This is a genomic window from Streptomyces sp. NPDC001985, assembly GCF_040296845.1.
Taxonomy (GTDB): Bacteria; Actinomycetota; Actinomycetes; order Streptomycetales; family Streptomycetaceae; genus Streptomyces.
Genome location: NZ_JBEOYB010000123.1, coordinates 1 through 12,540, shown reverse-complemented (window position 1 = coordinate 12,540; position 12,540 = coordinate 1). Strand labels below are relative to the sequence as shown.

The following is a 12,540-nucleotide window of genomic DNA, read 5'->3' as shown; positions in this document are numbered from 1 at the left end:
TCGTTCCCGAATGACGCGGTCTCCGAGGTGAACCGGTCACCCGTGAGCTGCATTCCGTCACCCGAGTCACCCGCGAACCGGATAATCACCCGGTCCAGGCGCTCTACCCGCTTCTCCGTGGTGGTGCGTGTGCTCACAGGGACTCGATCCGATCGGAAGGCGCCAGGTGGTGCCGGCAGTCGAAGATGTAGCGGGCCGACTTCACGACCAGGTCGTAGTCCACATCGCTGTGGTCGGTGACGAGGAGCACCGCGTCCGCGGCCTCGACCTCCTCGGTGGTCAGCTCGGTGTGGACGAGACCCTTGATGTCGGGGCTCTCGGTGACATGGTGGTCCACCGCCCGGACGGAGGCGCCCGCCTCGATGAGCCGGGAGACGATGCCCAGCGCGGGCGATTCACGGATGTCCCCGGTGTCGGCCTTGTAGGCGAGCCCCAGCACGAGGATGCGCGCGTCCGTGACGGTCTGCCGCCTTCGGTCCAGGCCCCGGGTGAGCCGGCGCACCACATACTCCGGCATCTGGTTGTTGAGCTCGTCCGCCAGCGCCACCAGCCGGAACGGTTTGCTCAGGGCGCGCTCCACCTTCCAGGAGAGATACAGCGGGTCGACCGGCAGGCAGTGCCCGCCGACCCCCGGCCCCGGGGTGAACCGCATAAAGCCGAAGGGCTTGGTGGCGGCGACGTCGAGCGCCTTCCAGACGTCGATGCCCAGCCCCTCGGCATGCATGGCCAGCTCGTTGACGAGGGCGATGTTCACATGCCGGAAGGTGTTCTCCAGCACCTTCGCCAGCTCCGCGACCCGGGGAGAGTCCGCCGGTACGACCTCGTCGACAATGGACTCGTAGAACGCGGTCACCTTCTCCATGGAGGCCGCGTCGACCCCCGAGACCACCTTCGGAGTCGTCTCGAAGCTCCAGGTGGGGTTCCCGGGGTCGATGCGCTCCGGGCTGTAGCCGAGGTGGAAGTCCTCGCCCGGGACCAGACCGGAGATCTTCGTCAGCTGCGGGCCGAGCAGATCCTCGGTCGTACCGGGGAAGCTGGTGGATTCGAGGATCACCGTCACCCCGGGGCGCAGCCGCTCCCCGATGGCCACCCCGGCCGACTCGATGAACGACAGGTCAGGCACCCCGTCGATCATCGGGGTCGGCACGGCGATCACCGCGATGTCGAAGCCGTCCAGGTCATTGGTGGCCATGGTGGGCTGGTACTTGCCCCGGCTGAGTATCGCGGAGAGGCGCTCCGACGTGATGTCGCCGACATAGGACTCCCCGACGGCGAGTTTCTTGACCCGGAACTCATCGGTGTCGTATCCGATCACCTCGTATCCGCGCTCCGCCGCCGCTACGGCCAGCGGCAGACCGACATATCCCTGCCCCACCACGACAACTTTTGACGTCATCAGAAGACCCGACTTTCTCTCTGAGCGGTGACCGGCTGTGCGGGTTAGGCGAAGAAGTCGCAGATCGCGTCGGCGACATACTCGACCTGCGCGTCCGTGAGGTGCGGCCAGATCGGAATCGCGAGATTGTGGTCGCTCGCGTACTGGGCTCCGGGCAGATCCCGGCCGACCGGGGCGAACGCGCTGAACGCGGGCTGGGCGGGCAGCGGCCTGGGGTAGTAGATGTGCGAGCCCACGGACTTCTCCAGCAGCCAGGAGCGCAGATCCTCCCGCCGCTGGACCAGCAGTGAGTACACGTAGTAGCAGCGGCCGTTGCGGCCCGCCGGCGGTGCCAGGACACCCCGGTCGGCGAGCGGTCCGAAGCGCTGCGAGTAGTAGTCGGCGATCTGCGCCCGGCGCTCCAGACGGTCCGCGAAACCGTCGTGCCGCGCGATCTGGAAGGCGGCGATGATCTCGTCGAAGCGGTTGTTCTGGCCGATGCGGTGGTGGACGAAGCGGTGGACGCCGTCCTGTCCGTGGTTGCGCAGCATCCGCAGGGCGCGGGCCGTCTCCTCGTCGTCGGTGAGGACCACCCCGCCCTCGCCCACCGTGCCGAAGGACTTGACCTGGAAGAAGGAGAAGATCCCCAGATCGCCCCAGCGCCCGGCCGGCACCCCGTCGAGCACGGCGCCCTGCGCCACCGCCGCGTCCTCGATGACCTTGAGGTCATGGGCTCGGGCGATCTTGTTGATGCTCGGCATGTCCGCCATGACCGAGAAGATATGGGCGGGCATCACCGCCTTGGTCCGGTCGGTGATCAGCTCTTCCAGCGTCGCCGGGTCGAGCACCATGGTGTGCGGGTCGACATCCGCGAAGACCGGGGTCGCCCCCAGGTTCGCCACCGAACTGGCCACCGGCTGGCAGCAGAACGCGGGGACGATGACCTCGTCGCCCGGGCCGATGTCCAGGGCCTGTACGGCGAGGTTGAGTCCGCCCGTACCGCTGGAACAGGCGACCACATGGCCCGCGCCCGTCGATTCCCGCAGGAGTTCCTCCAGCGCGGCGGTCCGGCGGCCGAGGATGAATTTCTGTTCCTCGTCGGTGCCCACCTCGTAGAGGAGTTCCAGCAGGGTTTCGCGGTCCTTGTCGAAAAGGTCCGGAGGGAAGAAGGGAATCACCACTGCCCCTCGGCGTAGAAGTCGGAGACGGCCGCGCAGACCGTGTCGATCTGGTCCTCGGTCAGATCCGGGTACAGCGGCAGTGCCACGGTGCGCCGGCTGGCCGCCTCGGCCCGGGGGAGGGACCTGCCGCCGTGCTCCTCGGCGTAGCACGGCTGGGTGTGCAGCGTCCTCGGGTAGTACGTCTCGGTGCCGATGCCCCGCGCGGTGAGACGCGCCACCAGCTCGTCCCGGTGCTCGACCTCGATGAGGTAGACGTAGAAGACCGGGTCGGAGGGGACGGACCTGGGCACCAGCCGGGGGACGGCGAGGACGCCGTCCGCGCCGGTGAGGCGTTCGGTGTAGGCGTCGGCGAGCACCCGGCGGCGGGCGATGGACTCGTCCAGCCGGCTCAGCCGCGCCATCAGGATCGCCGCCTGGATGTCGTCCATCTTGCTGTTGGTGCCGGAGACACCGGAGAGGTTGGAGATACCGGCGATGTGGTCGATCGTCTTCCCCATGCGGCCGTGGTGCCGGAGCACACTCGCCTGCTCGGCGATCCGGTCGTCATCGGTGAGGATCATTCCGGCGTCGCCGAGCGCCCCCAGCGTCTTCGTCGGGAAGAACGAGAGGACACCTCCGGAGCCGAGCAGCCCGGCGTGGGTGCCGTCCCAGCGCATCCCGATCGCCTCGGCGCTGTCCTCCAGGACCAGCAGACCGTGCCGTCGGGCCAGCTCCAGCAGCGCGCCCATGTCGGCGAGCTGGCTGAAGAGATGGACTGGCATGACGGCCCTGGTGCGGTCGGTGATCGCCGCCTCCACCGAGGCGGGGTCCAGCGCGTAGTCACCGTCGGCGGTGATGTCCGCGAAGACCGGGGTCGCCCCGGTCATGGTCACCGCCGACGCGCTGGCGAAGAAGGTGAACGCCGGGACGATGACCTCGTCGCCGGGGCCGATGCCCGCCGCCCGGAGCAGGATCACCAGGGCGTCGGTACCGCTGTTCACCCCGAGGGCGTGCCGTGCCCCGGTGTACTTGGCCAGTGCCTGTTCCAGCTCGGACACCTTGCGTCCGTGCGAGAACTTGCCCCGGTCGACGACATCGCCGACATGGCTGCTGATCAGCGGCCAGAGTTCCTTGAAGGATTCGGCCTGGGTGAAGAAGGGAACTCCGTTCGAGGGGGCGGCCGGCCCTTGGGAAGGGCGGATTTCTGTGTCTGTGCGCGCTGTGCCCACCTGTCTCCTGTTCTTGGGATGAGGTGTCCGTGCGATTCCGCACGACCGACGCTTGACGACAGTAGAAAGGGCCGCCCCGAGCGGCAACGACAGATCCTTGTAGGTGTGGGGGCCTGCCACCATGGCAGAGAAGCGCCATGACCGGTCCGTTGCGCCGACCGGTGTGCTGGCAGGCCCCACGGGCCACGAAGGTCACCCCGGACCCCGGAGGGCACCGCGGGCCACGGCTCCTCCGCGGGCCGGGCGGGCGCCGCGGGGCCGCGCGCGGGCCGGGTACGACCCGGTGCGGCCCCCGGGCCGGAGCGCGCCCCGTGGCCCCGGCGGGGGCGTGCGCGGCGGGCCGGGCGGGCCCCGGGGTCAGCTCCCCGACTGCTGCTGCATCACCCGGGCGACATGCACCCGGGACGGGGCCTGGAGCTTCTGCATCACCTGGCGCAGATGGTTGACCACGGTCCACTCGGAGAGGCTGAGCCGGCTGGCGATCTGCCGGTTGGTCATGCCCTCGGCCACCATCAGCGCGATCTCCGTCTGGCGCGGGGTCAGACAGGTCCCCGGCGTCTTGGGCCCCGGCTGCGCCGGCGGCTCCTCCACGGGTACGGACAGCGCGTCCTGGATCGCCGCGTCCGCCCGGACCGTGTAGAGCCGCCGGCGCAGCCGGGCGAAGGCCGCCGTGCCCAGCGCGGTCCGCCGGCGCCGCTCGACGCTCTGCACGGCGGTGTCGATCTCCCCGGGCGGCAGCCCGTGGCGCTCCCGCAGAGTGCTCGCCGTGAGCAGCAGCCGGGCGACCGGCTCCTGCTGCCCCTCGCCGCCGCCCGACGCCGAGAGCGCGCAGCCGAGGATCTCCAGGGCCAGGGCCGCGTCCCCGGGACCGCCGGTGTGCCGCAGCGTCCTCATCGCCGAGCGGACCTCCGCACCGGCCCGCTCGGGCTTGCCCGCCTCCAGCTGGACCCGGGCCAGCGCCAGCAGCGAGAGACCCAGTTCGCGCTCGTCGCCCAGCGCCCGGAAGGCGGTCACGGACCGGCGCAGGGTGTGCTCGGCGGTCGGCGCGCCCACTTCGTACTCGGCGAGGGCGCTGTACCGCAGGGCCAGCGCGGCGCCGTGCTCGTCGCCGAGTTCGGCCAGCTCCGACGCGGCGGCGCACAGCTCCGCCCGCACCTCCTCGCTGTTGCCCGCCCCGCGCTCCAGCTCGCCGAGGTGGGCCATGACACGGGTGAGACCGGCCCGGTGGCCGTGCTCCTGGCAGACCGTCATCGCGGCGTGCCAGAGCTCACGGGCGCCCTCGGGATCGCCGCTCCCGGCCCGCCAGCGGCCCGCCGCCTCCAGGGCCCGGCCCAGCAGCGGGGCGTCCTTTGGGGAGAGGCCCTCCGCGCGCAGCGCCGCCGCGGAGGTCTCCGTGTGGGCGGCGACCTCCGCCAGATGGTGGCCGGATATCCAGACGCTCTCCAGGGCCAGCACCAGCTCCAGCAGCCGGGTGTGCTCGCCCAGCTCGCCCAGTGAGGCGATGGCGGCCCGGATGTCCGGCAGCCGGCCGCGCACCGCCGCCGCCCGCTGCTCGGGGGTGAGCCGGGCCAGCTCCCCCGTATGGATCGACTCGGTGAAGAGACGGGCGTGCCGCTCCCGGGCGTCCGTGGCGCAGCAGGTGTTGGACGCCAGCCGCTTGCGGTAGAAGCGCCGCACGGAGGTGAGCATCCGCAGCCGCTGCTCGCCGGAGTCGTCGTGCTCCAGCAGCAGCAGGCTCTTGTGGATCAGCTCGTCCAGGCCGCGCGCGGTCTGCTCCTGGGAGAGCCCGCCGACCCGCTGGGCCGCCGCCGTGGAGAACGGACCCTCGAAGAGCGAGAGCCGCTGGAGGAACTCCTGCTCCTGGGTGCTGAGCAGCCCGTCCGCCCAGAAGAGCGAGCCCTCCATCGAGCGCTGCCGGGTGGGTGTGTCGAGCAGCCGGCTGGTGTACGGGAGCTGGCGGCCCTGCCGGAGGTGGTCCAGGGCGGCGCGCAGGGTCAGGGTGCCGATGCTGCGCGCGGTCAGCTCTATGGCGAGCGGCAGCCCGTCGAGCAGCTCGCAGATCTCCGTCACGGTGGTCAGATCGTCGTCGAGCAGGACATGGTCGCGGTAGTGGCCGCCCAGCCGGTCGACGAAGAGCAGCACCGCGTCGGAGACCGCGGGCGCCGTGTCCCCGGCCGCCCCGGCGCCGCCCGCGGGGAGCGGGCGGACCAGGAAGAGGTGCTCGGCGTAGATGTTGATCGAGGTGCGGCTGGTGGCCATCACCCGCAGTCCGGGGAAGTTGGTGATCAGCCAGGCGAGGCCGAGCGAGAGCGGCGCGGTGAGCAGGTCGCAGTTGTCCAGGACGAGCAGGAGTTCGCAGTCGGCGACGGCCTCGGCCACACCGTCCGCCGTCTCGGCCGCGGGCGTGCCGCCGAGGGCCTGGGAGATCCTGCTCCAGGCGGCGGACGCGGTGTCGAGGTCGGCCAGGTCGACGACGGTCACCTTGTCGTCGAAGGAAGGGGCCGCGAGGGCCGCGGCCTCCCGGGTGAGCCGGCTCTTGCCCACTCCGGCGGGCCCGGTCAGCGTGAGCAGTCGCACGGTCGGGTCGGCCAGCTTGTCGATGACCGCCGCCAGCTCCGCGTCGCGCCCGAAGCAGCGGTTTTCGGTCAGTGGTGCCACCTTCTGCGCAGGGCCTGCCGGGTGGACATCGACGTGGTGCGGTGGTTGGGCCGTGCGGTGCACAGTGCGCATCAACTTCTCCCCCAAGAAGTAGTGGTTAACCGGTGTGTGAGGCGGTGAGCAGGGCTGGTCCCCGCGGCGCCCCGATGGGCCCGCCGCGCGATCGGCTGCTGCTGGTCGTGGGAGGCCCACAGCCGGATGGCTGTCTCGGTTCCTGCCCGGAGCCCTCACGGTTTCGGCCGCGGGCTGACCATCAAGTCGGCTCGGTCCAGCTGTCCTTGATCACGGTGTGTGGTTCCTTGTGCTCCAGGTCTCCAAGGTTCACGGGCCGGGCGGTCCGGCGGCAAGGCGCCGACCGGTTCATGCCTCCTTTTGCCGTACCTGTTGACGGCGGCGGAAAGCGCCTTCCCGGGTGCTCAGGGCGCCAGTTCGTCGGGCAGGGGCATGGTGGTCAGCTTGTCCGGGTTGATGATCTGGTAGATGCGCTGGATGCGGCCGTCGGACGGCCGCAGGTCCAGCTGGGTGACCACCCAGGGCCGGTGCTCCCGGGAGAGCAGGACGGCGGGTGTGCCGTTGACCTCCAGATACCGGGTGTTGAGGCCCGGGGGGAAGGTCTTGGCGAGCGAGTCGGCCAGGCGTACGCACTTGTCGCGGCCGACGATGACGCGCAGCGCCGAGCGGTGCTTGCCGCCGCCGTCGCTCCAGAGCTGGACCTCGGGGGCGAGGATCTCCATCAGGGTGCCGAGGTCGGCGCCCAGGGCGGCGTCCAGAAAGCGTTCGGTGGCGGCGCGCACCACCTTGGAGTCGGGCTGGTAGCGGGGTCTGCGGCCCTCGACGTGCTTGCGGGCCCGGTGGGCCAGCTGGCGCACGGAGTCGCAGGTGCGGCCGAGGACGTTGGCTATCTCCGGGTAGTCGTAGCCGAAGGCCTCCCGAAGGACGAAGACCGCGCGCTCCATGGGCGAGAGGGTCTCCAGGACCACCATCATGGCGAGCGACACCGACTCGCCCCGCAGGGCGCTGTCCTCGGTCTGGTCCTCGGTGACCACGGGTTCGGGGAGCCAGGTCCCCACATAGGTCTCGCGGTTGGCCTTGGCGGCGCGCAGCGAGCGCAGGGCGCGGTTCACGGCGATCCGCACCAGATAGGCCCGGGAGTTCGCCACCTCGCCGTGGCGGGCCGACGCCCAGGACAGCCAGGTGTCCTGGAGTACGTCCTCGGTGTCGGTGACGGTGCCCAGCATGTTGTAGACGAGCCCGAAGAGCAGATTCCGGTTCTCGTCGAAGGTGGTGGTGGTCAGGGTGCTGTGCGCGTGAAGTTCCTGGTGCTCAGCGGCGGTTGACGCCGTGGATCTGCTGGTCATGACGCGGTCTCACCATCTCAATCGGATACCTCGGCGCAGATGGTCGCGGACTTCAGCGTAGGGACCACCCAAGCCATCGTGTGTGATCTGAATCACATTATCGTTCCGCGTGTCACAGTTGGAGCCGCTTCCCGACTCCTAATGTGTGTCCCGCGCCGCCCGGGCGGCGCGGGACTCGGAAAGAAGCCGTGACGAGAAGGGAGGTGAGGTATGCCGGTCCATTCCCCCGAGTCCGCCCCGCGCCACGACACGGTCCTGTCGTGCGAGGAGAGCGGCCGGTCCGGCCGGGACACCGGCGCGCCGGCGACGGTCTTCCCGCCGTTCCGCCCGCGCTCGCGTCCGCGCCCGGACCGCACTGCCCCGCCTCCGTCGCCGGTGTCCTGGTCCGTCTCCACCATGGCTGTCAACTCCCCCGGCTGCCAAGGGAGTCTGGCCAGGACATCGATCGGCGTCATGACGCTCCCGGCCGGCCACGGGCCCCCCGCCCGTCCGCCGGGGCCGGTGAGCGGCCCCCGCGAGGGTTCCGGCGAGGTGTTACGCACCCCTTGCGGGGAGACAGGTCGGATGCGACTATTTCCGTCCCTGCCTCCCGGCATGTCCCGTTCGGTGCTGCCGTGCGTTCCGGCCGGCCGTTCCCGTGGTGCGTCCGGCACCGGTCCGTGCCGCCTCCGCCGGCGACGACTCCGTACCGGGTGTTCCCCCGGCACCCGGTACGGCGAGGTGTGAATTGGCATCTTCCTGCCACCTCCCCCCTCCGGATGTTTCGGCGCTGTCCCCGCCCCGACATCGCGGAGCTCCCGGCGCGGCTCCCGCGCCGCCGGCCCGGCCCCCGGCGCTGTCCGCACACCGCCGGGGCCCGCTGCCGCACGGCTCTCCCCGCGCGTCTCCCCCGCGCTACGGAGAACGGGAGTCCAGCAGACCCAGCTCGGCCGCCTTCACCCCCGCCTGGAATCGCGAACTCGAACCGATCACGGTCATGATCTCGGCGACATGGCGCCGATAGGTGCGCACGGATATCGCGAGTCTCCGGGCGGCCACCTCGTCGGTCACTCCCGCGCGCAGCAAACCGAGAATCTTACGGGTGAGTTCCGTGCGCATATGCCCATCGAGTATTGCGCGCAGATCGGTGGCCGAGGCGCCCTGCCATATTCCGTCGAAGAATTCGAACAGCAGCCGAATGATCTCGGGCGCCCGGACGACCGAGTAGGCGGCCCCGGCCGGGGACTCGGCCGCGGTGAGGGCGACGGGCTGGTCGGCGATCACGATGAGCAGCGGGGGCAGTTGCGGCAGCACCCGCACGGGCACCGGCCGCACTCCCTGGCTCACCGCCCCCACGAGACCCGAGTCCACCATCCCCGGATTGCAGATCACCCGCACCTCGGCCGTGTCGGGCGCGGCCAGCAGCAGCCCGGGCAGCAGGGACGCGCAGGGCGCGGCGCCCGGCGCTGCGGCCATCACCACATCCAGCCGGCCCCGCGCACAGCCGGCCACCTCCAGCACCGCCCGCGCGATCTCCTCGGGCTCGCCGTTGACGGCGCTGATCTCCCGGCCGCCCGAGACGGTGTCCCGGTGCTGGGCGATCGTCTCCTCGATCATCTCCCGGATTCCGAGCAGGGCTTCCTCCAGGGTGTCCGCGGACGAGGAGCCGTCCGGTCCCTCCCTGATCGGCAGCCGCCCAATACCGCGTCCCTGTGGAACCTCCGTTGAATCCCCCGTTGTCATCTCTACCCGTCTCCGCGTTGAAGTGTCAGCCCCTCGGTCTTCCGCTGAGCCGTCCCAGCGTGCCAAAGCATACGCAGAACAGATTAAATGAAGAGTGAATTGCCCATGCCTCCGGCGGAGTTGCCGGAGCGGTTTCCCCGCGGATTCATCTGTTCCATACTTCGCCGATGGTGATCGCCGCGTCCATGAGAAGTCCGCCGTACTCCCGCCCCGGCTCCCGCGACAGACTCCGCACCGGGCCCGACAGCGAGAGGGCCGCCACGGTCCTGCCCTCGGGCCCGCGCACCGGCGTGGCCACGGTCGCGACGCCGGGGCCCCGCTCCCCGACACTCTGTGCCCAGCCGCGCCGGCGGACCTCCGCCAGGGTCGCGGCCGTGAACCGGGCGCCCTTCAGCCCCGCGTGCAGCCGCTCCGGGGACTCCCAGGCGAGCAGCGCCTGCGCCACCGAACCCGCCTTGAGCGGATACGACGAGCCGACCGGAACCCGTTCCGCCGGATGCAGTGAGGTCTCCGCGCCCGCCAGACACACCTGGTGGTCCCCGATGCGCCGGTAGAGCCGGACATCCGCCCGGGTCCGGTCCCGCAGCTCCGCCAGCAGCGGCCGGGCCACCGCCAGCATCCGGTCCCGCTGCGCCTCCGCCGCCATCTCGCCGAGCCGGGGGCCGAGGACGAAGCGCCCCTGGGCGTCGCGGCCGATCAGCCGGATGCGCTCCAGGGCCTGGGTGAGCCGGTGCGCGGTCGAGCGGGGCAGACCCGTGCTGGCCACGATGCGGTTGAGCGAGGCGGGACCGCACTCGATCGTGCTCAGCACGAGCGAGGTCTTGTCCAGCACCCCCACCCCGCTGACGTACTGAAGGGTGCCGGGGGAGGCCGAAGTGGTCACCGCACACCGTCCGGCCGGGTATCCCGGTTTCTGTCGACACCGAATGCCATCGTCGGTACACCTCGTTTCAGCGGTGACTGCACCGCTGGAGTCCCAGGGGGCCGTGACCGGGCAGCGCCATGGCGGCGCCGGGCCCGCGAGTGGGGCGGGGAGCGCCGCGAGCGGCTGTCCGGGGCTGCCCGGATGTCAGTGGGCGGAGCGGCCGCTCTCCGTTGAGCGGCCCCGCGTCTCACTCTTCGGACTTCAACAGGCCCAGCTCCACGGCGCGCACACCCGCCTGGAACCGTGAGCGCGCGCCCAGCGCCTCCATGATCTGGGCGACATGGCGCCGGTAGGTGCGCAGCGACACCCGCAGCTTCCGGGCGGCCACATCGTCGATCTGGCCGTCGCGGAGGCATTCGAGGATGCGGCGGGCGGCGTCCGAGCTGAGGCTCTGACTGTCCCAGGAGTGGCCGGCCGGGCTCATCGCGGAGCCCCAGAAGCCGGCGAACAGCAGCGCCAGGGTGCGTACCGTCGTCGGGTCCTGGACGGCCAGGAACCGGTCGCCATGACCTCCGGCGTCGTCCCGGAAGAGGGCGATCCGGCCGTCGACGATCAGGGTCTCCCGGAGCACGCAGTAGGTGACCCGGGTCTCGAACCGGTTGGAGAGACGGCCGATGAGCTGCGCCGACTGCGGTGCGCCGGCCTGGGCCGAGTGCAGCATCCGGGCCGTGAGCTGCTTCCTGGTGATGCTGTGCAGATGAGGGAGGACCGCCGGCATCAGCCGCCCGTGCGCCTGCCCGGTCAGCACCAGGCTCACACTGCGCCGCGCCTGGCCGAGGCAGGCGTCCACCTCGTCGAGCACGGCCCGCTCGTTGTGCGCCGACACGGCCGTCACCGGGCTGCCCCGGGTGCCCTGCCGGTGCAGCGACACCGTCATGTCCAGCAGGTCGCGGGCCCGTACCAGCGCCTCTTCGAGACTGTCCGCGCCCGCGCGCGATCCGGAGCGATCCGCGTCACCGCGTGGCCCCGGCGTCGTCACCCCTTGAGACTGCTCGCACTCGTATGCTGTCGACACCATTACAGATCCCCCCGGTCATGGTGCGGCGGCACACTCCTCGGCCCCCATGTCACCAGCCGGGTACGCGCACAGCGCGCCTACCCGCCTCCGCCGACGAGCGAGAAGCCTCGGATGAACGTGACGATCGACACCCCCTCGACCCCCCGCTGTCCCCAGGAAGTCCGGTCTGTCGGCCGCACCAGTAACGATTAACGCGAGACATTAGTTTGGCCCTTGAATGGGCGTCAACCACCTATGGCTGTATCAAGCATGGGTGAGGTCGCTGTGGGGTCCGTCACGGAGCGTGCCGATCCGGGCGGGTCTCTTCCCGGCCGCGCCGAGGGGCCGGTGACGGCCGCCGACCGGGGCCGTGCCGCCGTTCCGGGGCCGCCCGGGACCACCGCGCCCACCGGCCGGGAGCCCCGCGGGAGAGCCCTCCGCCGGGGCGGGGCGGGCCCGGTGGCCCTCGCGGAGCGGTGGACACGAACGGTGATACGGGACGGTTCCTCCGGTGCTCCCGCCCCTCGGGCCCGAGCCCGGGCGAAGCTTCGACTACCGGTGGGAATCATGCTCTTTCGGCCAGAAGTGCCTGTCGGGAGACCGGCAGGAAAGTGCCAGACGATCGTCACTGCGCGTGAGGGTTCAACGCGCCGCCATCATCTTCCTGCCGTGCGGACGGACTCCGGCGACCGCGGGCGCGCGGGGGGCGCGGACCCGGGGGCCGGGACTCCGGCGGAGTGCGGGAATGGGGCGAAGGCGACGTACGGCGACGTACCGCTCGGGAGCCGGATTCCGGCCCCGCGACGGGCCCGGGCGGCGATCCGGGCCTCCGTGCCTTTGTGGGAAACCACCAAGAGCGAGGGGCTGGGCCCTTGATCGCCGGGCGGGCCGGAAGCCGCCCCCCCCGGAGCCGTGCGCACCGGCCGGCCCGCGCCGCCGGCGGTCCCCAGGGAACGGCTGGATCTGATCGCTCCCACCGGCGTGGAATCGATGCCTCCGGCGGGGGGGGGGGGGGCCCCCCCCGCCCCCCCCCCCGGGGGGGGGGGGGGGGGGGCGCGGGGGGGGGGGGGGGGCGGCACGAAAAAAAAAAAAAGGAAAAAATAAGAGACAGCCGCA

Annotated in this window: 8 protein-coding genes; all 8 read right to left on the bottom strand. The window is 71.2% G+C overall.

Going from position 1 to position 12,540, the window contains the following annotated elements:
* Positions 1-133: 133 nt before the first annotated feature.
* Positions 134-1,396: a nucleotide sugar dehydrogenase gene (locus tag ABT122_RS31910; protein ID WP_351559380.1), complete on the bottom strand. Its 1,263-nt coding sequence runs from the start codon at positions 1,394-1,396 to the stop codon at positions 134-136.
* A 44-nt stretch (positions 1,397-1,440) separates the two neighbouring features.
* Entirely contained in the window at positions 1,441-2,556 is a 1,116-nt protein-coding gene (locus ABT122_RS31905) for a DegT/DnrJ/EryC1/StrS family aminotransferase (protein ID WP_351559378.1), read from the bottom strand.
* Positions 2,550-3,764 (bottom strand): DegT/DnrJ/EryC1/StrS family aminotransferase, encoded by a 1,215-nt coding sequence (locus ABT122_RS31900; protein WP_351559376.1) that lies wholly within the window; start codon positions 3,762-3,764, stop codon positions 2,550-2,552. The genes ABT122_RS31905 and ABT122_RS31900 overlap by 7 nt, the downstream gene beginning before the upstream one ends.
* Positions 3,765-4,121: 357 nt before the next feature.
* Positions 4,122-6,494 carry a helix-turn-helix transcriptional regulator gene (locus ABT122_RS31895; protein ID WP_351559374.1) on the bottom strand — a complete coding sequence of 791 codons (2,373 nt, stop codon included), beginning with the start codon at positions 6,492-6,494 and terminating at the stop codon, positions 4,122-4,124.
* A 344-nt stretch (positions 6,495-6,838) separates the two neighbouring features.
* Entirely contained in the window at positions 6,839-7,780 is a 942-nt protein-coding gene (gene sigJ, locus ABT122_RS31890) for an RNA polymerase sigma factor SigJ (protein WP_351559372.1), read from the bottom strand.
* Positions 7,781-8,674: 894 nt separating this feature from the next.
* A complete protein-coding gene (locus ABT122_RS31885) occupies positions 8,675-9,502 on the bottom strand; it encodes a helix-turn-helix transcriptional regulator (protein WP_351559371.1) in 828 nt (275 codons plus the stop codon).
* A gap of 145 nt (positions 9,503-9,647) precedes the next feature.
* On the bottom strand, positions 9,648-10,385 hold the full coding sequence (locus ABT122_RS31880; protein WP_351559369.1) for an IclR family transcriptional regulator: 738 nt from the start codon (positions 10,383-10,385) through the stop codon (positions 9,648-9,650).
* Positions 10,386-10,614: 229 nt separating this feature from the next.
* The gene (locus tag ABT122_RS31875; RefSeq protein WP_351559367.1) at positions 10,615-11,445 is read right to left on the bottom strand and encodes a helix-turn-helix transcriptional regulator; all 831 of its coding nucleotides are present in this window, start codon (positions 11,443-11,445) and stop codon (positions 10,615-10,617) included.
* Between the last annotated feature and the right edge of the window lie 1,095 nt (positions 11,446-12,540).

Coding starts and splice junctions, on each gene's coding strand:
- ABT122_RS31885 (WP_351559371.1), bottom strand. CDS start 9,502: ATGACAACGGGGGATTCAACGGAGGTTCCACAGGGACGCGGTATTGGG.
- ABT122_RS31875 (WP_351559367.1), bottom strand. CDS start 11,445: ATGGTGTCGACAGCATACGAGTGCGAGCAGTCTCAAGGGGTGACGACG.
- ABT122_RS31895 (WP_351559374.1), bottom strand. CDS start 6,494: ATGCGCACTGTGCACCGCACGGCCCAACCACCGCACCACGTCGATGTC.
- ABT122_RS31910 (WP_351559380.1), bottom strand. CDS start 1,396: ATGACGTCAAAAGTTGTCGTGGTGGGGCAGGGATATGTCGGTCTGCCG.
- sigJ (WP_351559372.1), bottom strand. CDS start 7,780: ATGACCAGCAGATCCACGGCGTCAACCGCCGCTGAGCACCAGGAACTT.